Origin of the sequence: Leifsonia sp. P73 (genome assembly GCF_051059105.1) — a bacterium.
Lineage (GTDB): Bacteria > Actinomycetota > Actinomycetes > Actinomycetales > Microbacteriaceae > Leifsonia.
Window position 1 is genome coordinate 3,384,760 of record NZ_CP194931.1, and the last position, 22,488, is coordinate 3,407,247.

Consider the following 22,488-nt stretch of genomic DNA (forward strand, 5'->3'; position numbering starts at 1 on the left):
AGGGAGTCGGGTGGACTGAGCCGGCGGGACGAGAGCGCGGCCGGGTCGCGGCTGCGGGTCGCGATCGTCGGCGGCGGATTCATGGCGGAGGTGCACTCGCGCGCCGCGCGGGCCGCGCGCGCCGAGCTGGCGGGAATCGTCTCGTCGTCGCCCGAGCGGTCGGCCGCCGCGGCCGAGCGTCTCGGGATCGGCCGGGCGTACGGCTCGCTGGAGGAGGTGCTCGCGGACGACACGATCGACGTCGTCCACGTGACCACGCCGAACGCACTGCACGCCGCGCAGGCAGCGGCCGTGCTGGCCTCCGGCAAGGACGTCGTCTGCGAGAAGCCGCTGGCCACGACGGTGTCCGACGCGGAGGCGCTGGTCGCCGCCGCGGCGGGCCGCACCGCGACCGTGCCGTTCGTGTACCGCTTCCACCCGCTCGTCCGGGAGGCCAGGGCGCGCTTCGCGTCCGGCGACGCCGGGCAGGTGCTCACCGTGAACGCCTCCTACCTCCAGGACTGGCTGCTGGCCTCCGGCGACGACAACTGGCGCGTCGACTCGGAGCAGGGCGGCCGCTCCCGCGCGTTCGCCGACATCGGCTCGCACCTGGTCGACCTGGTGGAGTTCGTCAGCGGCGACCGGGTCGCTCGCCTCTCGGCGAAGAAGCGCACGGTGTTCGCCGAGCGCGCCTCCCACGCGGGCATCACGACGGAGGACGCCGCCGCGGTCGTCATCGAGACCGTCTCGGGCGCGATCGGCACCCTGCTCGTGTCGCAGGTGGCGCCCGGCCGCAAGAACCGGCTCTGGCTGGAGATCGCGGGCAGCGCCGAGAGCGTGGCCTTCGACCAGGAGCAGCCGGAGACGCTGTGGGTCGGCCGCCGCTCCGGGAGCCTCCTGATCCCGCGCGACGCCGACCAGCTCAGCGCCGACGCCGCCCGCCTCTGCGTGGTGCCCTCCGGCCACCCGCAGGGCTATCAGGACGCGTTCAACGCGTTCGTCGCCGACAGCTACGCCGCGGTCGCGGGGAGACCCCGGACGGCCTGCCGCGCTTCGAGGACGGCCTGCGCGCCGTCCGGATCACCGACGCCGTGATCGACTCCGCCGAGTCGGGCACCTGGATCGAGATGGGAACCACACGATGACTGACGCCGAGACCACCGCGGGCCGCACGCACCCGGTCACCCTGTTCACCGGCCAGTGGGCCGACCTGACGCTGGAGGAGGTCGCCAAGCACGCCTCCGAGTGGGGCTACGACGGCCTGGAGATCGCCTGCTCGGGCGAGCACCTGGACGTCTGGCGGGCCGCGGAGGACGACGCGTACCTCCAGGGCCGCCTCGACATCCTCGACAAGTACGGCCTGAAGGTCTGGGCCATCTCCAACCACCTCAAGGGCCAGGCCGTCTGCGACGACCCGATCGACTTCCGTCACCAGGCGATCGTCGGCTCGAAGGTGTGGGGCGACGGCGACCCGGAGGGCGTGCGGCAGCGCGCCGCGGAGGAGCTGAAGCTGACCGCGAAGGTCGCCCGCAAGCTCGGCGTGGACACCGTCGTCGGCTTCACCGGCTCCAGCATCTGGCCGTACGTCGCCCAGTTCCCGCCGGTTCCGGCCTCCGTCATCGACGCCGGCTACCAGGACTTCGCCGACCGCTGGAACCCCATCCTCGACGTGTTCGACGGCGAGGGCGTGCGGTTCGCGCACGAGGTGCACCCGTCGGAGATCGCGTACGACTACTGGACCAGCGTCCGCTCGCTGGAGGCCATCGACCACCGCGAGGCGTTCGGCTTCAACTGGGACCCGTCGCACATGATGTGGCAGGACATCGACCCGGTCGGCTTCATCGTGGACTTCCAGGACCGCATCTACCACGTGGACTGCAAGGACACCCGCCTCCGCCCGAAGAACGGCCGCGCCGGCGTGCTCGGCTCGCACCTGCCCTGGGGCGACCCGCGCCGCGGCTGGGACTTCGTGTCCACCGGGCACGGCGACGTGCCGTGGGAGGACTCCTTCCGAGCGCTGGAGTCGATCGGCTACACCGGCCCCATCTCGATCGAGTGGGAGGACGCCGGGATGGACCGCCTGCACGGCGCCGCCGAGGCGGTCACCTACATCCGCTCGCTCCTCTGGAACCTCCCCACCGCCTCCTTCGACGCCGCCTTCTCCAACCAGGACTGACCGCCGAAACGTGAGTCGTTGCGGGAATCGCCCCCGGCATTTCCGCAACGACTCACGTCTCGCAGGCCGAGGTAGGGTTTCCGCGTGGAGATCGTTCGGGGTGAGGACTGGTACGGGCGGGAGCTCGACGGGGTCGAGTTCGACGGGGTCGAGTTCATCGACGTGGATCTGACGGAGGTTCGCTCGACCGGCGCAACGTTCACCGCGTGCACGTTCCGGAAGGTGCGCTTCAACGTCAGCGAGCACACCGACAGCGCCTTCGTGAACTGCACCTTCATCGGGTGCAACTTCTTCGACGCGACGTTCCGGCGGTGCAAGTTCACCGGCAGCAGCTTCAGCGGGTGCGAGTTCGCCCTCCTGAAGGTCGAGGGCGGCAACTGGTCGTTCGTGGACCTCGGCCGCGCCGAGCTGCGCGGCGCCGACTTCACAGGCGTGCGGCTGCGCGAGGCCGACCTCAGCCGGGCGCGCTGCGTCGAGGCCGTGTTCTCCGGCTGCGACCTGTCGGCGGCGGTGCTCACCGGCGCGGACTTCTCCGCGGCGAGCCTCGTCGGCAGCGACCTGACCGGTGTCGACCCGACCGATGTCGGCCTCCGCGGCGCGACCATCGACGAGCGCCAGGCCGTGCTCCTGGCGGAGGCGGCCGGGATGACCGTCGTCGCCACGCCTTCCTGACTGACGAGGGGTCGCAACACGCCGTTCGGCGCGCGCCGTGGCGGCGTGTCGCGACCCCGAACGCGACGGCGCCCGTCCCCGGTGTCGCGGGGACGGGCGCCGAAGCGGTCGCGGTGTGCGCTACGCGACCTCGTTCACCTGGCCGTGCTTGATGTGCAGCCGGCGCTGGGCGCGCTTGGCCACGGCGGTGTCGTGGGTGACGACGATGACGGTGAGGCCGCGGTCGCGCCACAGACCCTCAAGGAGGTCCATGATCTCGTCGCGCGTCTCCTCGTCCAGGTTGCCGGTCGGCTCGTCGGCCAGCAACACGTCCGGGTTCTTCACCAGGGCGCGGGCGATCGCGACGCGCTGCTGCTGGCCTCCCGAGAGCTCGGACGGGAGGTGGGTGCCGCGGTCGGCCAGGCCCACCGAAGCGAGCGCCTCCGCGGCGCGGCGCTTGCGCTCCTCCGCGCTCACCTTGAGCGGCGCGAGCGCGGTCTCAACGTTCTCCTGGGCCGTCAGCGTCGGGATCAGGTTGAAGCCCTGGAAGACGAACCCGATCTCGTTGGCGCGGATGCCGGTGAGCTTGTGGTCGCCGAGCTTCGACAGGCTGGCCGCGCCGAGCTCGACCGAGCCGGAGGTGGGCCGGTCGAGCGCGCCGAGCATCTGCAGCAGCGTCGACTTGCCTCCGCCGGTCGGGCCCTGGATGGCGACCAGCTGGCCGTCCGGGATCTCCAGGGTGACGTCGTTGAGGGCGATCACCTCGCGGGAGGACTGGCGGTACTTCTTGGTGACGTTCGTGAGGGTGTACACGATGACTCCTTCTGGTCGGGCGACGCTCAGGCGACCGAGCGCAGGGCTGCGGCGGGACGGAGACGGGAGGCGCGCCAGCCGCCGATCGCACCGGCGATGAGACCGCCGAGGATGGCGAGCGCGACCGCGCCGACGATGATCCACAGCGTGACCGGGGCGTGGAGGGCGATGTCGGCCGTGGTCTGGGTGGCGGCCCGGCGGGCGCCGGCGAACGCGCCGCCCCCTCCGGTCCCGCCGCCGAATCCGCCGCCGCCGAATCCGCCGCCGAAGCCGCCCCCGCCGGTGCCGGTTCCCGCGCCCCCGTCCCGGCACCGGTGCCCCGACCGGCAGCATCGGCGAAGCCGGAGCCGATGCTGCCGGTCAGAGTCGGGGAGACGATGTTGACGACCCACACGCCGATGAGTCCGACGGCGACGCCGATGATGCCGCCGATGAGGCCCTGCACGATCGACTCGCCGGCGACCTGGCCGGTGATCCGGCGGTTGGACCAGCCGATCGCCTTCAGGGTGCCGAACTCACGGGTCCGGCGGGTCACGCCGGAGATGGTGAAGAGGATGGCGATGAGGAACGCCGCCGCCAGTACGATCACCGAGAGCCAGGTGCCGAGGCTGGCGATGAGCTGCCCCGCGCTGCCGAGCGAGCCGGAGACGCTGGAGGCCAGGTCGGCCTGCGTGCTGACCGTCGCGCCGGGGATGGCCTTAGTCAGGTCGGCCTTGATCTGGTCGATGTCGCTGGACGACGCCGCCGTGACGTAGACGGACGAGATCTTGGACGCCTGCCCGGAGAGCGTCTGGGCGACGCCGATCGGGATGTACGCGTTGGCCGCGGTGGTGGAGTCGGCGCCGGTGGCGGAGACGATGCCGATCACCTTGAAGTCGGTGCCGCCGATGGTCACGGTGTCGCCGACCGCCTTGGACGCGGTCTTGGCGTACGCCGCGTCGAGCACGACGACATCCGCCGCCTTGTCCGCTGCGGTGAAGGTCCGGCCGCTGGAGAGCGTCACGGACGAGAGCGGTCCGACCGACTTGCCGGCCGGGTCGAGGCCCATCACAGAGAACGAGTCGACCGTGAACGAGCTTCCGCCCGCGCCGTCTGCGCCGCCGGTGGGCGGGGAGTGGAGGCGGTGGAGCCGCCGCCGGCCTGCCGCTGCTCGCGGAGCTGCTGGAAGTTGGGGAGGGTGCCGCTGAAGCTGGTGTTGGTCAGCGAGAGCACCGCGGCGGCCGACTGCACGTTCTGCACCTTCTTGGCGGTGGTCAGGGTGGCGGCGTCCATCACGGTCGCGCCGCGGGTGGGCTCCAGCCGGGACGTGTTCACCTGGCGGCCGGAGCCGGTGTCGGTCCCCGAGTCGGCGCCGAAGTCGAAGCGGGGGCCGCCCCCGGCGCCCTGCTGGGCGCTCGCGCTCTGGGCGGTGGCCGGCTGCGTGATGGTGATGTCGGTGCCGACGCCGTAGACGGACTGCAGCACGCTCGCCTGCGCGTCCTTCACACCGGCGGAGACCGCGTTGACGATGATGACGAGCGCGATCGCGAGCGCCATGCCGATCGCGATGATGATCGTCTGCTTACGGCGATTGAGGAGCTCGCGCCGCAGATATGTCCCGAACATTGGCTTCCATATCTCTGGGTCGGAAAAGTGATTCATCGTGAAGCTAGGGTCGGGGGATTGCCGGGCACTATGGCGAAGCTATGGATCTGCCGTGTGCCGCTTAGGGTGCTCACATGCGGCGCAGCGACGTCGATGCAGCGGTTCTCAGACGCTCCATAGCTTTCGCAAAGACACCATCAAGTCCGCTCCTCATAATGGGAAAGGTGACCATCAACGCCCGTGCCGCCTCCGGCGCCTCCAGCCAGCCCCGAACCCTCCTGCGCCGTGCGGACGGCAGCTCGATCCGCGTGCTCGTCGTCGATGACGAGGCGACGCTCACCGATCTGCTCGCGATGGCGCTGCACTACGAGGACTGGGAGGTGAAGACCGCGTCCAACGGGCAGCAGGCTCTGCAGCTCTCGCGCGAGTTCAAGCCGGACGTGGTCGTGCTGGACATCATGCTGCCGGACATCGACGGCCTCCAAGTGCTCTCGCGGATGCGCGCGGACGGCAACGAGGCGCCCGTGCTGTTCCTCACCGCCAAGGACTCCCTGGACGACCGCATCGCCGGGCTCACCGCCGGCGGCGACGACTACGTCACCAAGCCGTTCAGCCTGGAGGAGCTCGTCGCCCGGCTCCGCGGCCTGCTGCGCCGGTCACGCGCAGCCGTCGCGGACCAGGACGACCCGGTGCTCATCGTGGGCGACCTCGTGCTGGACGAGGACAGCTACGAGGTGCACCGCGACGGCGACCCCATCCAGCTCACCGCGACGGAGTTCGAGCTGCTGCGGTTCCTGATGCGCAACCCGCGCCGCGTGCTCAGCAAGGCCCAGATCCTGGACCGGGTCTGGTCCTATGACTTCGGCGGGTCGTCCAGCGTGGTCGAGCTCTACATCTCCTACCTGCGCAAGAAGATCGACGCAGGTCGCCCCGCGATGATCCACACCGTGCGCGGCGCCGGCTACATGGTGAAGGCCGCGCAATGACCGCTGCCCGCACTGCGGGCGCCCCGACCCCCGGCCGTGAGCGCGCCCGGCGCTTCGGCCTCCGTCCCTTCCGCTCCTGGACGCTGCGCAGCCGCGTCGTGCTCGTCGTGGTCGCCATGCTCGCGGTGCTGGGCGCGGTGATCGGGACGGTCAGCGTGCTCGCGCTGCAGAACTACCTGATGGACCGGCTCGACCAGCAGCTCACGAGTGCGCTGGAGCGCGGCCAGCACACCGCCGACCGCGTCAACGGCGGCGGCCCGACCGTCCCGGAGGCGCAGAGCGTCGTGACGACGCCCGGTCAGCCGACCGGCACCCTCGGCGCGGTGCGGAGTGCGAACGGGGGCCTGCTGTTCCCGCCGGTCATCCTCTCCGACCGGCCGTCCACCCCGTCGACCGACCAGCCGCTCGGGCCCAAGCAGGTGACGATCAACGGCCTCGCCCTGCTCTCGGTGCCCGCGGACTCCCAGCCCAGGACCGTCGACCTCGGCTCCGCCCTCGGCTCGTACCGCATCGCGGCGGCGCAGCTCGACAACGGGGACAGCGTCATCATCGGTCTCCCGCTCAGCGAGGTGACCGCGACCACCCAGCAGCTCACCCTCGTCATCGGGCTCGTGACCCTCGCCGGGCTCGTCTTCGCCTTCCTGATCGCCAGCTTCGTCGTGCGGCTCGCCATGAAGCCTCTCGCCCGGGTCACGGAGACGGCCGAGCAGGTGGCCCACATGCCGCTCGACCGCGGCGACGTCGCGCTGTCGGTGCGCGTCCCCGAGGAGGACACCGACCCGCACACGGAGGTCGGCAAGGTCGGCTCGGCGCTCAACCGGATGCTCGGCCACGTCGCCTCCGCGCTGACCGCCCGGCAGGCGAGCGAGCAGAAGGTGCGCCAGTTCGTCGCCGACGCCAGCCACGAGCTGCGCACCCCGCTCGCCTCCATCCGCGGCTACGCCGAGCTCACCCGGCGCTCGCCGCACGAGCTGCCGCAGGACGTCACCCGCTCGCTGGGCCGCATCGAGTCGGAGGCGACCAGGATGACCTCGCTGGTCGAGGACCTCCTGCTGCTGGCCCGCCTCGACGAGGGCAGGGAGCTGGACCGCGACCCGGTGGACCTCTCCCTGCTCCTGATCGACGCGCTCAGCGACGCGCACGCCGCCGGACCCGACCATGTCTGGCACATCGACCTGCCCGAGGAGCCGGTCGAGGTGCTGGGCGACGCCCCTCGCCTGCACCAGGTGGTGATGAACCTCCTCGCGAACGCACGCGTGCACACGCCGGAGGGGACCCGCGTCGTGGCGGCGCTCGCCGTGGACGCTGCGACGCGGGAGGCCGTGGTCACCGTGTCGGACGACGGCCCCGGCATCCCGGAGGAGCTCCGGTCGACGCTGTTCGAGCGCTTCGCCCGCGGCGACAGCAGCCGCAACCGGGCGACCGGCTCGACGGGGCTCGGCCTCGCGATCGTCTCCGCGGTGGTGGAGGCGCACGGCGGCACGGTCGCAGTTGCCAGCGAGCCGGGCAGCACGGTGTTCACGGTGCGGCTGCCGCTGGCGGGCGAGGTCTCCTCCGCGCCGGTGGAGGAGGCGGTGATCGAGCCCGAGAACGCGGTCGAGCTCGAGAACGCGGTCGAGCCCGCACCCGAGACCGAGCCAGAGGGAGCGGACCGGGAATGACCGGCACCGTCCTGCCCACGGTCGCGTACGGCGACCCCGCCGCCCCGCCGCTGGTGTTCCTGCGCGGCCTGCCGTCCGAGCCCGGCCGCGCCCGCGGCCTGAACGCGCTGACCGAGCGCGTCATCGTCAGCGGCCCGGCGCGCACCCACCGCGTGCACGCCGTCGGCCGCCCCGCGCGCCTGGAGCCGGGCGCCACGATGGCGGAGGTCGCCGACCTCTACGCGAGGATGCTGCGCGGCCGGTTCCGCACCCCCGCAGCGATCATGGGGGTCTCGACGGGCGCCAGCATCGCCCTCCAGCTCGCCGTCGACCACCCCGACCTGGTGAGCTCGCTCGTGGTCGCGGCCGGGGCCGCGACGCTGGGCGCGAACGGCAGGGCCGCGCAGCGCCGCTACGCCGACCTCCTCGGCGCCGGTGACCCCGGCGCGACGTCCGAGCTCGCGCTCGCGACGATGGACGCCCCGCTGCTGGCCCCCGCAGTCAAGCTGGTCACCCGGCTGCTGCCGGGCCCCGCCGACCCGGACGGGCTGCGCGCCCTCGTGGAGGCCGAGGAGCGCTTCGACGTCCGCGACCGGCTGTCGCGCGTCTCCGCGCCCGCGCTGGTCGTCTCCGGCGGCCGCGACTTCTTCTATCCGCTGCAGCTCGCCGCGGAGACGGTCCGCGGGCTCCCGCGCGCCTCGCACGTCGTGTACCTGAACCGCTCCCACGCCGGGGTCGCGCTGCATCCGCGGTTCGGGCGGGATGTCGGGGACTTCCTGCGCGCCCACCGCGGAGCGCCGGATTTGCGTGCGACCCGCCCCATCCCGTACCCTTGACGAAGCCAAAGACCGCTGGTTGACGTGCGTGCACGTCCGAAGATCCACTCAGGTGGGGCCCGCGCAGGTGTGTGAAGTGATTCCCGCAGTTCTCTGCGTGTCGAGCTCCGTGCCCTTGCGCCGGAGCTTTTTCTTTGCCCGCGGTCGAGGCGCACACCGCTCCCGCGGTGTGCATGAAGACAACCGAGGAGTAGCCATGGCGAACAAGGAAGCCACGGTCGCCGAGCTCGAAGGACTGTTCGAGAGCTCGACCGCCGTTCTGCTGACCGAGTACCGCGGTCTCACTGTTGCTCAGCTCAAGACGCTGCGCAAGTCCATCAGTGAGCACGCGACGTACGCCGTGGTGAAGAACACGCTGACCAAGATCGCGGCCAACAACCAGGGAATCTCGTCGTTCGACGAGGAGCTGGTCGGGCCGTCCGCGATCGCGTTCGTGCACGGCGACCCCGTCGCCGTCGCGAAGGCTCTGCGCGACTTCACCAAGGCAAACCCTCTGCTGGTGGTCAAGGGCGGTTACTTCGACGGTAACCCGCTGACCGCAGAAGAGGTAGGCAAGCTCGCCGACCTCGAGTCCCGTGAGGTTCTGCTGGCCAAGCTGGCCGGCGCCTTCAAGGCCTCGCTGTTCGGAGCCGCATATCTGTTCAACGCACCGCTGTCGAAGGCCGTTCGCACGGTCGACGCGCTGCGTGAGAAGCAGGAGTCCGCTGCCTAAGTCCCCCCGGGCTTACAAGCGGTGAGTAACCACACACACTAAGGAGAGAATCATGGCAAAGCTGTCGACTGAGGAGCTGCTCGACGCGTTCAAGGAGCTCACGCTCATTGAGCTCAGCGAGTTCGTGAAGAAGTTCGAGGAGACCTTCGAGGTCACCGCCGCCGCCCCCGTCGCCGTTGCTGCGGCCGGTGCGGGCGCTGCCGCCCCGTGGAAGAGGTCGAGGAGAAGGACTCCTTCGACGTCGTCCTCGAGGCCGCCGGTGACAAGAAGATCCAGGTCATCAAGGAGGTGCGCGCCCTCACCAGCCTCGGCCTCGGTGAGGCGAAGGCCCTCGTTGACGGCGCACCGAGCACCGTGCTCGAGGGCGCCAACAAGGAGACCGCCGAGAAGGCGAAGGCTCAGCTCGAAGAGGCTGGCGCCACCGTCAACCTCAAGTAGTCGACGCCCCATCGGGGCTTCTTCTACCGCAGGCTGACACAGCCACGCGACGCGGACTCCTTCTGTAACAGAGTGTTCCGCGTTGTGGAGGGCGTCGCCCCCGTGACGGGGGTGACGCCCTTCGTGGTTTAACCACGAAGGCCGGCCGCAGCGCGGACGCTCGACCCCACCAGAGCGTCCGATCGCGCCTGCCCGCGTGCATCGGTGTGCAAGGACGCACAACCGGAAGAAGAAACCACGATGAATACCTGGCGCACGTTCGCCTCCACCCTGCGCGGACTCGGGGCCGCGCTCCTGCACGGTGACGACCGCGACAGCGGCGCCCACCCGCCGGATCTCTACCGCAGGACCCTCCTGTACGACCGGTACCTGCGGTAACCCGAACCCACACGAAACGCCCCCGTCCTGCGCGGACGGGGGCGTTTCGGCGTCCTAGGGTCGGACGGGTGGACAGTGAGCACGAGGCGCGCGTCGCCTACGACCGGGTGGCCGAGGACTACGCGGCGCTGCTGGAGGGCGAGCTCGAGAAGCTGCCGATCGAACGGGCGATGCTGACCGCGTTCGCGGAGCAGGTCGCTGCGGACGGCGGGGGAGCGGTGGCCGACATCGGCTGCGGTCCGGGCCGGGTGTCCGGGTTCCTCGCGGGCATCGGGGTGGACGTGCGCGGCGTCGACCTGTCGCCCGGGATGATCGAGGTCGCGCGGCGCGACCACCCCGGCATCCCGTTCGAGGTCGCGTCGATGGCCGCCCTCCCGTACCGGGACGGCGGGCTCGCCGGCGCGCTGGCCTGGTACTCGATCATCCACATCCCGCAGGAGAAGCAGGACGCCGTGTTCGCCGAGTTCGCCCGCGTGATCCGGCCGGGAGGCCGGCTCCTGCTCGGCTTCCAGGTGAGCGAGCACGGGGACGAGGACGTCGTGCACCTGCGACAGGCCTACGGCCACGAGCTCGACCTGCGCACCCGCCGCCAGTCGCCCGCCCGCGTGAAGCAGCGGCTGGCGGAGGCGGGCTTCGCCGTGCGGGCGGAGCTGGTCCGCGAGCCGGTGGCTCCCGAGAAGTCGCGGCAGGCGTTCCTGCTGGCTCAGCGCAGTGCCGACTCCGCCTCGGAGGCCGCGGCCGCCTCCTGAGCCGCGTGCTCGCGCACCCGGCCGCGCACCAGGTACCAGCCCGCGACGAGGAGCGGCGCGATGATGACGACGGCGGCGCCGACGGTGAGCGTGCCCGTCGGCCAGTCGAACAGGATCAGCACCCCGACCGCCGCGAGGAAGCCGAGCGTCAGGTAGCTCGTGATCGGCGCCCCGGGCAGGTGGAACGCCGGCCGGGTGAGCCGCCCCGCTTTGGCGAGGGCCTGCAGCTTGAGCTGGCAGACCACGATGATCGCCCAGGCCCAGAGCAGCCCGATCGAGGTCAGGTTGATCCCGATCTCGAAGGCCTGGCCCGGCATGACCAGGTTGAGGCCGACGCCGACCAGTGCGACGACGCCGGTGATGACGATGCCGCCGTACGGCACGCCGGCCCTGTTCATCCGCAGCGCGAACCGGGTGGCCGCGCCGCGAGGGCCAGGGACCGTGCGATCCGTCCGGTCGAATAGAAGCCCGCGTTGAGCGAGGAGAGCGCAGCGGTCAGCACGACGAGGTTCATGATCGCGTCCGCTCCGTCGACGCCGATGGACGAGAAGAACGTGACGAACGGGCTCTCGTCCTTCTTGTAGGCCGTGTACGGGAGGAGCAGGGAGAGCAGCAGCACGGACCCGACGTAGAACAGCCCGATCCGCACCAGGATCGTGTTGATCGCGCGCGGCATCGTCTTCTCCGGGTTCTCGGTCTCGCCAGCGGCCGTGCCGATGAGCTCGATGGCCCCGTAGGCGAAGACGACGCCCTGGACCACGAGGATGAGCGGAAGCAGTCCCTTCGGAAAGAGGCCGCCGTTGTCGGCGAGCAGCGCGAAGCCGGGCGTGTGCCCGTCGACGGGCGTGCCGAAGACCACGAAGGCGATGCCGATCACGAGGAAGGCGACCAGCGCGACCACCTTGATCAGGGCGAACCAGAACTCCAGCTCGCCGAACACCTTCACCGACAGCAGGTTGAGCAGGAGCACGACCGCCAGTGCGACCAGAGCGAACACCCACTGCGGGATCTCCGCGAGCACGGGCATGTACTTGCCGAAGAAGTGCATGTAGAGCGCGACCGCCGTCACATCGACGATGCCGATCATCGCCCAGTACATCCAGTACATCCAGCCGGTCACGAAGGCGAGCTTCTCGCCGTAGAGCTCGCGGGCGTAGGAGACGAACGAGCCGGAGTCCGGGCGGTGCAGGATCAGCTCGCCGAGCGCGCGGAGGATGAGGTACGCGAACACGCCGCACACCGCGTAGACGATGAGCAGACCGGGACCGCCGGAGGCGAGGCGGCCGCCCGGCCCCGAGGAAGAGCCCGGTCCCGATCGCGCCGCCGATCGCGATCATCTGGATGTGCCGTCGCTTGAGGCCCTTGTGATACGAGCCGTCGCCGGCCGGGTCGGTGGAGGTCATCCGGAGATTCAACCAGGAGGGGACCGACTTGATTTATATAGGTTAGCTATATAAAATGGCTGTCGTGACCGAGATCATGACTGACACCGCCCAGCTCCGCACCACCATCGGCGACCTCGTCGTCGCGAGCCACCGGCTCGCCCGGCTGGCCGCCCGCGTCACGGGCAGCACCGAGTCCCCGGCGACCTGGCGGACGCTCAGCGTGCTGCAGACGGTCGGCGCGATGCGACTCGGCGAGCTCGCCGCCCAGAGCCGCGTGTCCCAGCCCACGATGACCAAGCTCGTGCGCAACCTGGTCGAGTCGGAGTGGGTCAAGCGCATCGCGGATGTGGACGACGCGCGCGCCTGGCAGATCGCGATCACCCCGAAGGGCGCGGCCGCGCTCCAGGACTGGCGCGACACGCTGGCGGAGGCCCTGGTGCCGATGTTCGCCGATCTCCGCGACGACGAGCTGGCCGCTATGCGGGCCACCGTCGAGATCATCGCGTCGCGCGTCGACCTGTCCACCGCGACGTCGGCGGCCGTCGACGGCCGCTGAGGCGTTTCACCTCACCGTTCACTTTTCACTCCCTACAGACCCAGGAGGCCTCACCCGTCCATGTCCCATCAGAAGCCGGACAACATCCTCAAACAGCCGACCGCCGTCTGGGCCGTCGCGTTCGCGTCGGTCATCGCCTTCATGGGCATCGGCCTCGTCGACCCGATCCTCCCCGCCATCGCCGCCAGCCTGAAGGCGACCCCGACGCAGACCGAGATGCTCTTCACGAGCTACCTGCTGATCACGGGTGTCGCGATGTTCTTCACGAGCTGGATCTCCAGCCGGATCGGCGCCAAGCGCACCCTGTTGATCGGCCTCGCCCTGATCGTGGTGTTCGCGCTGGCCGCCGGGCTCTCTCAGAGCGTCTGGTCGATCATCGGCTTCCGCGCCGGCTGGGGTCTCGGCAACGCGCTCTTCATCTCCACGGCGCTCGCGACCATCGTCGGAGCGGCGGCGGGCGGGACGTCGGCGGCGATCATCCTCTATGAAGCCGCGCTGGGCCTGGGCATCGCGATCGGCCCGCTGCTCGGCGGCCTGCTCGGGAGCTGGAGCTGGCGCGGGCCGTTCTTCGGCACCGCGACCCTGATGGCGATCGGCTTCATCGCGATCGTGGTCATGCTCAAGAAGAACCCGGAGAAGCCCGTCCCGACGAAGCTCTCCGCCCCGTTCCGCGCGCTCGGCCGTCCCGCCCTCGGCTTCCTGGCCGCCGCCGCGCTGTTCTACAACATCGGTTTCTTCGTGCTGCTGGCGTACACGCCGTTCGCGCTGGCCGACCTCGGCGTCAAAGACGCGATCACGCTCGGGCTGATCTTCTTCGGGTGGGGCGTCGCGCTCGCCGTCACGTCGGTCTGGGTGGCGCCGCTCCTCACCGCGCGGCTGCCGCGGACCCGCGTGCTGTGGCTGATCATGCCGCTGCTGGCCCTCGACCTCGCCGCCGCCGGCCTCCTGGTGGGCTCGCTGGTCGCGCTGATCGTGTGCGTGATCGTCGGCGGACTGCTGCTCGGCGTCCTGAACACCGTGCTGACCGAGTGCGTGATGGAGGCCACCGACCTGCCGCGCGCGGTCGCGTCGAGCGCGTACTCCGGCGTCCGGTTCCTCGGCGGCGCCATCGCCCCGCCGGCCGCCACCCTGCTGGCGAGCCTGTTCGCCCGGTCCACGCCGTTCTACGCCGGCGCCGTCTCGGTGCTGATCGCCGCCGCCTTGGTGATGCTCGGGCACAAGCACCTCAAGCGCGTCGACGCCCCGCAGGAGACGCGGGAGCAGGAGGCGGAGATCCTGGCCCTGGCCGACGCCGACTGACCTGAACCGGTTCAAGAGAAAGCGAAGAGCCGCCCTGTCCTAGTCAGGGCGGCTCTTCCCGTACGCGCCGAAGCGTCGGTACGGACGGACAGTCGGCGGTCGATCGTGCCTACCCGAAAGGCGCGATCGGCCAACGGCCGCATCACCTATTGTTTCAGATCACGGGGCGCTGATCGTTCATATCCGGACGAAATCGTGCAAATCCGCAACGATTCACCCGGCGCGTGTACGAACTCGCAGGGCTCAGCGCGGCGGCGCGGTCGAGGTGCGCACCACCAGGTGCGCGGATGAGCGCACCGATCCGACCCGCGGCTCGCCGCCGCCCAGCTCGTCCAGGAGGATGCGCGTCGCCACCGCGCCCTGCTCGAACGGGCTCTGCGCCATCGTGGTGAGCCCGAAGCACTCCGCGAAGTCGTGGTCGTCGATACCGATGACGGAGAGGTCCTCCGGCACGCGCAGCCCGTGGTCGCCCGCTGCGAGGATGGCGCCCATCGCCATCTCGTCCGAACCCGCGAACACCGCCGTCGGCCGCGGGCCGGGGCGGTCGAGCAGCCGGTTCATCGCCGCGCGTCCCTCGGGGAGGGAGAAGCCGCCGGGGATGACCCACTCCGGCCGCACGGCGAGGTGCGCCGAGCGCATGGCCTTCTCGAAGCCGCGCAGCCGGCCGAGCGGGACGTTGCTGTTCAAGCCCTCCTCGTCCTCGCCGCCGAGGTGGGCGATCTCGGTGTGGCCGAGGCCGATCAGGTGGTTGGTGGCCTCCTTGGCGGTGGCCTTCTCGTCGATCCCGACGCTGCGCAGCCCCTTGACCGGGCCGCCGACCACGATGGTCGGATGGCCGAGCGACGCGAGCTGCTCGCGCTCGTCCGGCGTGAAGTCGAGGCACAGCGCCAGCAGCGCGTCCGTGCGCTTGCGCAGGATGCTGCGGTGGAAGACCCGCTCCCGGTCGCCGCGATGGCCGCCCAGGTTGAACAGGATCATGTCGTAGCTGGCCGAGCGCAGCTCCGCGTCGACCCCCTCCAGCACCTGCGTGTAGAACCAGCGGCTGACCGAGGGGACGACGACGCCGAGAGCGAGGGTGCGCCCGCTGGCGAGGCCGGACGCGCTGGACGACGCGACGTAGCCGAGCTCGTCGGCGGCGCGCCGCACCGCGGCGCGCGTCGTGTCGGAAACGTTGGGAAGCCCCCGCAGCGCGCGCGAGACCGTCGCGGTCGAAACCCCTGTCGCGCGCGCGACCTCCTCGATTCCTGCCATGATCCCCCGTCAGGAGTCCTGGCCCGCTCGTGCCTCCTCCGCCCGCAGGCGCGCCGCCACGATGCGGTGGCGCGCCTGCAGCAGAGCGATGAAGATCACGACGAGCACGAGCGAGATCAGCGCCCACGTCAGCGCGGGTTGACCGGTCAGCTCGCAGACGGCTGTGATGATCGCGAACGCCGCCCCGAAGAAGCCGACGAAGCCGAGGCCGATGTCGACGAGCTCCTTCGGGTCGGTCACGCGCATCGGTTCAGCCCTTCACTCCACCTGCGGTCAGGCCCGCGACGATCCGGCGCTGGAAGATCAGCACCAGGATGATGAGCGGGACGGTCACGATCGTACCGGCCGCCATGATGGCGGTGTACGGCTCCTGGTGCGGCTGGCTCCCGGTGAACGAGGCGATGGCGACCGTCACCGGCTGCGTCGCGTCGCTGGAGAGCTGGCTGGAGATCAGGAACTCGTTCCAGGACGAGATGAACGCCAGGATCGCGGTCGTGAACACGGCAGGCGCCGCCAGCGGCAGGATGATCTTGCGGAACGCCTGCGCCTGGGTGCACCCGTCGATCCGTGCGGCCTCCTCCAGGTCCCACGGCATCTCGCGGAAGAACGAGACGAGCGTGTAGACCGTCAGCGGGAGCGCGAACGAGATCTCCGGGATGATCAGCGCCTGGTAGGTGCCCATCCACCCGATGTTCGTGAACAGCTGGAACAGCGGCGTGATGAGCGCGACGCCCGGGAACATCGACGCGGCGAGGATGATGCCGAGCACGATGCCCTTGCCCAGGAACTCCAGTCGGGCCAACGCGTACGAGGCGAAGATGCCGACGACCAGGGAGATCACGGTGACGCAGACGCCGATGAACAGCGAGTTCAGCAGCGCCTGGCCGAGGTGGTTGCCCAGGTTGGTCGATAGCGCCGTCACGTAGTTGTCGAACGTGATGTGCGTGAACCACGGCGTGTTGTCGCTCGTGTAGCCGACGTCGCGGAACGACGTCACGACCATCCAGTAGAAGGGCAGCAGACACCACAGCACGATGACCAGCGCCTGCACGATGGTGCGGACGTTCTGGTTGCGGTTGCGGGACTTGGTGCGGTTCTTCGAGCGGGTCCGGGGGAGGGCGTTCGCCTCCGCGGTGGCCGATGCGGGGCCGGCGACGGTGGTCATCCCTTCGCTCCCTTCGCTTGCGTCTCCTGCGTTCGCACCACGTTCGTGCCGAGGAACCGCACGAAGATGAACGCGACCAGGAAGATCAGGATGAACGTGATGGTGGAGAGGGCGGCGGCGCTGTTGAAGCCCTGCCTGATCTGATCGACCACGAGGATGGACAGCGTCGTCGTCGCATGGCCTGTGCCTCCGCCGCCGCCTGTCAGGATCTGCGGCAGGTCGTAGATGCGGAGCGCGTCGAGCACGCGGAACAGGACCGCGACCATCAGCGCCGGCTTCAGCAGCGGCATCGTGACGCGCCAGAAGCGCTGCCAGGTGCTCGCGCCGTCCATCTTCGCCGCCTCGTAGACGTCCTCCGGGATGATCTGGAGGCCGGCCAGGATGAGCAGCGCCATGAACGGCGTCGTCTTCCAGGTGTCGGCGATGATGACCGCGAACCGGGACGCCCATTCGTCGCTCGTCCAGAGGATGTGCGCGTTGAGCACGGCGTTGGCGACGCCGGCGACCGAGAAGATGAAGAACCACAGCTTCGCGGTGACGGCGGTGGGGATCGCCCACGGGATCAGGATGGCCGCGCGGACGAAGCCGCGGCCGCGGAAGGCCCGGTTCATGATGAGCGCGAACCAGAGGCCGAGGACGGTCTCCAGGATCACGGTCGTGATCGTGAAGAAGAAGGTCACCCCGACGGCGCTCCAGAAGGTGGAGCCCAGGTTGCCCGGCGGGCACGAGACGGTCGTGCCGTTCGGCCCCTGGCACTGCTGGAACAGCCAGTGGGCGTAGTTCTGGAAGCCGGCGAAACCGCCCTGGACGAACAGACCGGTCGCCGGGTCGAGCCCGGCGTCCTTCTGGAAGGACATCACCACGGCGCTGACGATCGGGTAGCCGATGACGATGGCCAGGAGGATCAGCGTGGGGAGGATGAGGTAAAGGGCCCAGCGGCTCTGCTGGCGGCGGTTGTGCTTGACTCCGGCGCGCTGTTCAGGCGGCCTGTTCTTCGTGGATGAGGGGGCGACGACGTTCGACGTTGACATGTGCTGCCTCCGGGAGGAAAGGCGGTAAGTGGGGGAGCCGGGCGGCGGGAAGGGTCCCGCCGCCCGGCGACCGTAGTGGGACCTACTGGCCCGCGCTCGCGGTCTTGATGGCCGCGGACATGTCCTTCAGCGCCTGGTCGACCGACTTGTCGCCCTTCAGGGCGGCGTAGGCGTTGTCCTGAACGGCCTTGGTGATGGCCGGGTAGAACGGCGAGACGGGACGCGGGACCGCGTTCTCGATCGACGTCTTCAGGGTGGACAGGTAGGGCAGCTGGCTGTTCAGGCCGGCGTCGTCGTACAGCGAGGAGAGGACCGGTGCGAGCGAGCCCTGGGTCACGAAGAACTTCTGGGTCTCTTCGCTCTGCAGGAACTTGAGGAACTCGAAGGCGGTCGCCTTGTGCTTGCTGTAGACGCTGATCGCGGCGTTGTGGCCACCGAGGCTGGAGACGCCCGGCTTGTCGGCCGAGATGCCCGGCAGCGGTGCGATGCCGAAGGTGTCCTTCACCGTGGACGATCCGTCGGTCTTGGCCAGGTTGTAGACGTACGGCCAGTTGCGCAGGAACATCAGCTTGCCGGCCTCGAACGCCTGGCGGCCCTGCTCCTCCTGGTAGGTGATGGCCTCGGCCGGGATCTGGCCGTTCTTGAAGCCGTCCACCAGGCGGGTCAGACCCGCGTTGGCCTGCGAGCTGTCGACGGTGACGGTCTTGCCGTCGTCGCCGACGATGGTGCCGCCGTTGGTGTTGATGGCCTCGGCCACGTTCACCGTCAGGCCCTCGTACTGGGCGAACTGACCGGCGTAGCAGCCGATGCCCTTCGCCTTGGCGACGTCGCAGTCCTTCAGCATCTCATCCCACGTCTTGGGCGGGCTGGCGACGAGGTCCTTGCGGTAGTACAGGATGCCGCCGTCGGACGTCTGCGGCGCCGCGTACTGCGTACCGTTGTACGTGCCCGACTTGACCGTCGGCGCGAGCAGCTTCGAGTTGTCCATCTTCAGGCTGCCGGTGAGAGGCTGCAGCCAGCCCTTCGCGGCGAACTCACCCGTCCACACGACGTCGACATCGACCACGTCGTAGTTCGGGTCCTTCGCCTGGAAGTGCTGCACGAGGTCGTCGTGCTGCTGGTCGGCCTGGTCGGTCTGCTCCTTGAAGGTGACCTTCTCGCTGGGGTGTGCCGCGTTCCACTTGTCGATCAGGGGACGGACGACGTTGGAGTTGTCCTTGCCCTGCACGTAGGTGATGGGGCCTTTGCTGTCGAGGTTGGCGCCGGCGTCCCCGCCCGCGCTACTGCCTCCTGAACCGCCGCCGGTGCATCCCGCAAGGGCGAGGCCCGCGAGGGCGACCCCTGCGATCACGGAGAGACGTGCTGCTTTCATTTCACTCCTCGTTGAGCTATTTGGTGCTCGTGTCGAGCATGGTGCTCTTGGTGCAGGCGCGGGTGCGCCCGGGCTCAAGGTACTCCCGCCGGCAAATCTGTGCAAGCGTTTACGTCAAGCGCTTGCATTGCGATTAGGTCACGGCGGTTTCTACCCGCGTGCGGGGGCGGGGGTTCCTCCGACGGCGTAACCGGCCCGTCATCCGCGCCCACGGCGCCGACGTAGGCTTTCGGTGTGAGCGGAATGCGTGGCATGGGCGGAGGCGGCGGTGCCATGCGTTCACGGGTCAGCGGCGGCGACGCGGCAGCGCAGCGCGCGATGAACGCCGAGGCGCCGCGCATCCCGCACCTGTTCCGCCGGATCGTGTCGCTGTTCGCCGCGCACAAGGCCGCCATCATCACGACGATGGTGCTGGTGCTCATCGGCGCGGCCCTGTCGGTCGTCCCCCGCTGCTCACCCAGCGCGCCTTCGACCAGGGGCTGTTCCCGAAGTCCGGCACACCCGACATGCCGGTGCTGATCGAGATCGTCGTGGTGATGATCGTGGTCTTCGTCGGCTCGGCGCTGCTCGGCGTCTGGCAGACCTACCTGACCTCCTCGGTCGGCAACAAGGTGATGGGCGCGCTGCGGGTGCGGCTGTTCTCGCACCTGCAGTCGATGGAGCTGAGCTTCTTCACCAAGACCAAGACCGGCATCATCCAGTCGCGGCTGCAGAACGACGTCGGCGGCGTCGCGAACGTGCTCACCAACACGATGTCGAGCATCCTCGGCAACACCGTGACGGTGATCGCGGCGCTGGTGGCGATGCTGCTGCTCAACTGGCAGCTCACCATCGTGGCGGTCATCCTGATGCCCATCCTGGTGATCGCCCAGCGCCGGGTCGGCCAGGTGCGCGCGCGGATCGCGACCCGGACGCAGGAGTCGCTGTCGGACATGACCGCGATCACGCAGGAGACGCTGAGTGTGTCGGGCATCCTGCTCTCGAAGAGCTTCAACCGGCAGCAGGCGGAGATCGAGCGCTACTCGGACGAGAACCGCACCCAGATCCGGCTGCAGGTGTCGCAGTCGATGAGCGGGCAGTGGTTCTTCGCGATGGTGAACATCTTCCTGTCGTCCATCCCGGCGATCGTCTACCTGGTCTCGGGCTGGCTGATCCTCGGCGGGGCGACGGACATCACCGCCGGCACGATCGTCGCGTTCACGACGGTGCAGGCGCGGCTGCTGTTCCCGCTGCTCGCGCTCATGCGGGTGGCGCTGGATCTGCAGACCTCCGGCGCCCTGTTCGCCCGGATCTTCGAGTACCTCGACCTGAAGCCGGCCATCGCCGACCGGCCGGACGCTGTGCCGGTCGACCCGGGCCGCGACCTCGGCCGCATCGAGTTCGACCACGTGGTGTTCCGCTATCCGGACGCCCGGCCGGGGAGCGCAACACCCTGGACGACGTGTCGTTCACGATCGAGCCGGGCGAGTTCGCCGCGTTCGTCGGGCCGAGCGGCGCGGGCAAGACCACGGTGAGCTACCTCATCCCGCGGTTCTACGACACGACCTCCGGGCGCATCCTGTTCGGGGACACCGACCTGCGCGGGCTGCAGCAGGACTCGCTGGTCTCCCACATCGGCGTGGTCAGCCAGGAGACGTACCTCTTCCACGCGAGCATCGCCGAGAACCTCCGGTACGCGCGGCCGGACGCGACGCAGGAGGAGCTGGAGGCCGCGGCCAGGCGCGCGAACATCCATGAGACGATCGTGAGCTTCCCCGACGGCTACGACACGATCGTGGGCGAGCGCGGCTACCGGCTGTCGGGCGGCGAGAAGCAGCGCATCGCGATCGCGCGCGTGCTGCTGAAGGACCCGGAGGTGCTCATCCTCGACGAGGCGACGAGCGCGCTCGACACCATCTCGGAGCGGGTGGTGCAGCAGGCGTTGGACACGGCCTCCCGCGGGCGCACGACCATCGCGATCGCGCACCGGCTGTCCACGATCGTCGCCGCGGACGTCATCTTCGTGATCGACCACGGTCAGGTGGTCGAGCGCGGGACGCACCGCGAGCTGCTGGAGGTCGGCGGCGTCTACGCGCGCCTGTACCGCGAGCAGACCGAGACCGCCATCCTCGACCGCGACTGACGAGCACTCCCACAGCCGAGGGCACGTAAACGCCCCTAAAACGCGTTCTTAGGGGCGTTTACGTGCCCTTCGATCGTTGTTAGGCTGGGCTAACAATGGAGTGAGGGTGGGGAGGTTGCTGTGGCGCTGGAGGTCGTGGAGCGGCCCGCGCGCTCCCGCCTGCGCCTGTGGTTCCTGCTCGGCCCGGCCTTCGTCGCCGCGATCGCGTATGTCGACCCGGGCAACGTCGCGGCCAACCTCACGGCGGGCGCGCGCTACGGCTACCTCCTGGTCTGGGTGCTCGTCGCGGCCAACGGGATCGCGGTCTTCGTGCAGTACCAGTCCGCGAAGCTCGGCATCGTCACCGGCCGCAGCCTCCCTGAGCTCCTCGGCGCGCGGCTCGGAACGGGGGCGCGGCGGGCGTACTGGGCGCAGGCCGAGCTCGTCGCCGCCGCGACCGACATCGCCGAGGTGATCGGCGGGGCCATCGCGCTGAACCTGCTGTTCGGCCTCCCGCTCCCGGTCGGGGGCCTCATCGTCGGCATCGCGGCCATCGCCCTTCTCGCCGTGCAGACGCATGGCGGGCAGCGGCCGTTCGAGGCGGTCGTCCTGGTGCTGCTCGGAGTGATCGCGGTGGGTTTCCTGGCCGGGCTGGTCGTGAGCCCGGTGGACTGGCGGGCGGCAGCGTCGGGGCTGGTGCCGCGGTTCGACGGGGCGCCGACCGTGCTGCTGGCCGCGAGCATGCTCGGTGCGACGGTCATGCCGCACGCGATCTACCTGCATTCGGCGCTCGCCCGCGACCGGCACGGCGAAGGCGGCGACGACGGGCGGACGCGCACGCTGCTCCGGGCCACCCGGCTGGACGTCGTGCTCGCGCTGGTGCTGGCCGGAGCGGTCAACATCGCGATGCTGCTGCTCGCCGCCGCCGCGCTGCCGGGGGTCGCGGGGACCGACACCATCGAGGGCGCGCACGCCGCGATCAGCGCGGCGCTCGGGCCGGCGATCGGCGTGATCTTCGCGGTCGGACTGCTGGCGTCCGGCCTGGCGTCGACCTCGGTCGGGAGCTACGCCGGCGCCACGATCATGAGCGGCCTGCTGCGGGTGCGGGTGCCGCTGCTCGCCCGGCGGATCGTCACGCTCATCCCGGCCGTCGTCATCCTATGGCTCGGCGCCGACCCGACCTGGGCGCTGGTGCTGTCGCAGGTGTTCCTGAGCCTCGGCATCCCGTTCGCTATGATCCCGCTGCTGCGGCTGACCGGGTCGCGCGCGGTGATGGGGGAGCGGGCGGACGCGACCTGGATGCGGGTCGTCGGCTGGGGCGTCGCCGGGCTCGTCGTGGCGCTCAACCTCGCGCTGGTGGCGCTGACACTGCTGCCGCAGTGAGCG

The 22,488-nt window shown here is 70.0% G+C and carries 20 protein-coding genes and 6 pseudogenes; 15 read left to right on the plus strand and 11 right to left on the minus strand.

The window, feature by feature from the left end; all coding sequences use genetic code 11:
* Positions 1-81: 81 nt before the first annotated feature.
* From ACQ86L_RS17520 to ACQ86L_RS17530, 3 genes and pseudogenes are all read left to right on the plus strand, one after another.
* A pseudogene (locus tag ACQ86L_RS17520) lies at positions 82-1,124 on the plus strand (Gfo/Idh/MocA family protein).
* Entirely contained in the window at positions 1,121-2,155 is a 1,035-nt protein-coding gene (locus ACQ86L_RS17525; protein ID WP_434316557.1) for a sugar phosphate isomerase/epimerase family protein, read from the plus strand. Before ACQ86L_RS17520 ends, ACQ86L_RS17525 begins: the two are co-directional and overlap by 4 nt.
* A gap of 84 nt (positions 2,156-2,239) precedes the next feature.
* Positions 2,240-2,827 carry a pentapeptide repeat-containing protein gene (locus tag ACQ86L_RS17530; protein WP_434316558.1) on the plus strand — a complete coding sequence of 196 codons (588 nt, stop codon included), beginning with the start codon at positions 2,240-2,242 and terminating at the stop codon, positions 2,825-2,827.
* A 120-nt stretch (positions 2,828-2,947) separates the two neighbouring features.
* Here the strand turns inward: ACQ86L_RS17530 and ACQ86L_RS17535 are convergent, their stop codons facing one another.
* From ACQ86L_RS17535 to ACQ86L_RS17545, 3 genes and pseudogenes are all read right to left on the minus strand, one after another.
* Positions 2,948-3,619, minus strand: a complete 672-nt coding sequence (locus ACQ86L_RS17535) for an ABC transporter ATP-binding protein (protein ID WP_434316559.1) — start codon at positions 3,617-3,619, stop codon at positions 2,948-2,950.
* A gap of 26 nt (positions 3,620-3,645) precedes the next feature.
* On the minus strand, positions 3,646-4,011 hold the full coding sequence (locus ACQ86L_RS17540; RefSeq protein WP_434318987.1) for a hypothetical protein: 366 nt from the start codon (positions 4,009-4,011) through the stop codon (positions 3,646-3,648).
* Positions 4,012-4,061: 50 nt separating this feature from the next.
* Positions 4,062-4,208 (minus strand): annotated as a pseudogene (locus tag ACQ86L_RS17545) (FtsX-like permease family protein); the annotation flags it as partial.
* Between ACQ86L_RS17545 and ACQ86L_RS17550 the strand changes: the two are divergent.
* Positions 4,180-4,374 (plus strand): hypothetical protein, encoded by a 195-nt coding sequence (locus ACQ86L_RS17550; RefSeq protein WP_434318988.1) that lies wholly within the window; start codon positions 4,180-4,182, stop codon positions 4,372-4,374. The pseudogene ACQ86L_RS17545 and the gene ACQ86L_RS17550 overlap by 29 nt on opposite strands.
* 2 nt (positions 4,375-4,376) lie before the next feature.
* Here the strand turns inward: ACQ86L_RS17550 and ACQ86L_RS17555 are convergent.
* Together ACQ86L_RS17555 and ACQ86L_RS17560 are read right to left on the minus strand one after the other, a co-directional pair.
* Positions 4,377-4,667, minus strand: a pseudogene (locus tag ACQ86L_RS17555) (ABC transporter permease); the annotation flags it as partial.
* Positions 4,667-5,224, minus strand: a complete 558-nt coding sequence (locus tag ACQ86L_RS17560; protein ID WP_434316560.1) for a hypothetical protein — start codon at positions 5,222-5,224, stop codon at positions 4,667-4,669. The gene ACQ86L_RS17560 and the pseudogene ACQ86L_RS17555, both read right to left, overlap by 1 nt.
* Positions 5,225-5,418: 194 nt before the next feature.
* On the opposite strand from ACQ86L_RS17560, the gene ACQ86L_RS17565 reads away from it, so the two are divergent.
* From ACQ86L_RS17565 to ACQ86L_RS17595, 7 genes and pseudogenes are all read left to right on the plus strand, one after another.
* Positions 5,419-6,189, plus strand: a complete 771-nt coding sequence (locus ACQ86L_RS17565) for a response regulator transcription factor (protein ID WP_345837104.1) — start codon at positions 5,419-5,421, stop codon at positions 6,187-6,189.
* Positions 6,186-7,850 (plus strand): sensor histidine kinase, encoded by a 1,665-nt coding sequence (locus tag ACQ86L_RS17570; protein ID WP_434316561.1) that lies wholly within the window; start codon positions 6,186-6,188, stop codon positions 7,848-7,850. Before ACQ86L_RS17565 ends, ACQ86L_RS17570 begins: the two co-directional genes overlap by 4 nt.
* Positions 7,847-8,665, plus strand: a complete 819-nt coding sequence (locus ACQ86L_RS17575; protein WP_434316562.1) for an alpha/beta fold hydrolase — start codon at positions 7,847-7,849, stop codon at positions 8,663-8,665. The genes ACQ86L_RS17570 and ACQ86L_RS17575 overlap by 4 nt, the downstream gene beginning before the upstream one ends.
* A gap of 196 nt (positions 8,666-8,861) precedes the next feature.
* Positions 8,862-9,377 (plus strand): 50S ribosomal protein L10, encoded by a 516-nt coding sequence (gene rplJ, locus ACQ86L_RS17580; RefSeq protein ID WP_369960998.1) that lies wholly within the window; start codon positions 8,862-8,864, stop codon positions 9,375-9,377.
* Between the two features lie 52 nt (positions 9,378-9,429).
* Positions 9,430-9,815, plus strand: a pseudogene (gene rplL / locus ACQ86L_RS17585) (50S ribosomal protein L7/L12).
* A gap of 240 nt (positions 9,816-10,055) precedes the next feature.
* A complete protein-coding gene (locus ACQ86L_RS17590) occupies positions 10,056-10,193 on the plus strand; it encodes a hypothetical protein (protein ID WP_179607953.1) in 138 nt (45 codons plus the stop codon).
* A gap of 68 nt (positions 10,194-10,261) precedes the next feature.
* Positions 10,262-10,942 (plus strand): class I SAM-dependent DNA methyltransferase, encoded by a 681-nt coding sequence (locus ACQ86L_RS17595; RefSeq protein ID WP_434316563.1) that lies wholly within the window; start codon positions 10,262-10,264, stop codon positions 10,940-10,942.
* Here ACQ86L_RS17595 and ACQ86L_RS17600 read toward each other — a convergent pair.
* Positions 10,897-12,345: pseudogene (locus tag ACQ86L_RS17600) on the minus strand (amino acid permease). The gene ACQ86L_RS17595 and the pseudogene ACQ86L_RS17600 overlap by 46 nt on opposite strands.
* A gap of 64 nt (positions 12,346-12,409) precedes the next feature.
* On the opposite strand from ACQ86L_RS17600, the gene ACQ86L_RS17605 reads away from it, so the two are divergent.
* On the plus strand, positions 12,410-12,883 hold the full coding sequence (locus ACQ86L_RS17605) for a MarR family winged helix-turn-helix transcriptional regulator (RefSeq protein WP_434316564.1): 474 nt from the start codon (positions 12,410-12,412) through the stop codon (positions 12,881-12,883).
* Between the two features lie 60 nt (positions 12,884-12,943).
* Positions 12,944-14,182, plus strand: a complete 1,239-nt coding sequence (locus ACQ86L_RS17610) for an MFS transporter (protein ID WP_434316565.1) — start codon at positions 12,944-12,946, stop codon at positions 14,180-14,182.
* Positions 14,183-14,425: 243 nt separating this feature from the next.
* Here ACQ86L_RS17610 and ACQ86L_RS17615 read toward each other — a convergent pair whose 3' ends face one another.
* From ACQ86L_RS17615 to ACQ86L_RS17635, 5 genes are all read right to left on the minus strand, one after another.
* Positions 14,426-15,433 carry a LacI family DNA-binding transcriptional regulator gene (locus ACQ86L_RS17615; RefSeq protein WP_434316566.1) on the minus strand — a complete coding sequence of 336 codons (1,008 nt, stop codon included), beginning with the start codon at positions 15,431-15,433 and terminating at the stop codon, positions 14,426-14,428.
* A 9-nt stretch (positions 15,434-15,442) separates the two neighbouring features.
* The gene (locus ACQ86L_RS17620) at positions 15,443-15,679 is read right to left on the minus strand and encodes a hypothetical protein (protein ID WP_345837096.1); all 237 of its coding nucleotides are present in this window, start codon (positions 15,677-15,679) and stop codon (positions 15,443-15,445) included.
* Positions 15,680-15,683: 4 nt separating this feature from the next.
* On the minus strand, positions 15,684-16,598 hold the full coding sequence (locus ACQ86L_RS17625) for a carbohydrate ABC transporter permease (protein ID WP_434316567.1): 915 nt from the start codon (positions 16,596-16,598) through the stop codon (positions 15,684-15,686).
* A complete protein-coding gene (locus ACQ86L_RS17630) occupies positions 16,595-17,629 on the minus strand; it encodes a carbohydrate ABC transporter permease (RefSeq protein ID WP_345837094.1) in 1,035 nt (344 codons plus the stop codon). Before ACQ86L_RS17630 ends, ACQ86L_RS17625 begins: the two co-directional genes overlap by 4 nt.
* An 82-nt stretch (positions 17,630-17,711) precedes the next feature.
* Entirely contained in the window at positions 17,712-19,001 is a 1,290-nt protein-coding gene (locus ACQ86L_RS17635; protein ID WP_434316568.1) for an ABC transporter substrate-binding protein, read from the minus strand.
* Between the two features lie 243 nt (positions 19,002-19,244).
* Between ACQ86L_RS17635 and ACQ86L_RS17640 the strand changes: the two are divergent.
* Both ACQ86L_RS17640 and ACQ86L_RS17645 read left to right on the plus strand, forming a co-directional pair.
* Positions 19,245-21,123 (plus strand): annotated as a pseudogene (locus tag ACQ86L_RS17640) (ABC transporter ATP-binding protein).
* A gap of 120 nt (positions 21,124-21,243) precedes the next feature.
* Complete coding sequence (locus tag ACQ86L_RS17645; RefSeq protein WP_434316569.1) at positions 21,244-22,485, plus strand: Nramp family divalent metal transporter; 1,242 nt, start codon at positions 21,244-21,246, stop codon at positions 22,483-22,485.
* The last annotated feature ends 3 nt before the right edge of the window (positions 22,486-22,488 follow it).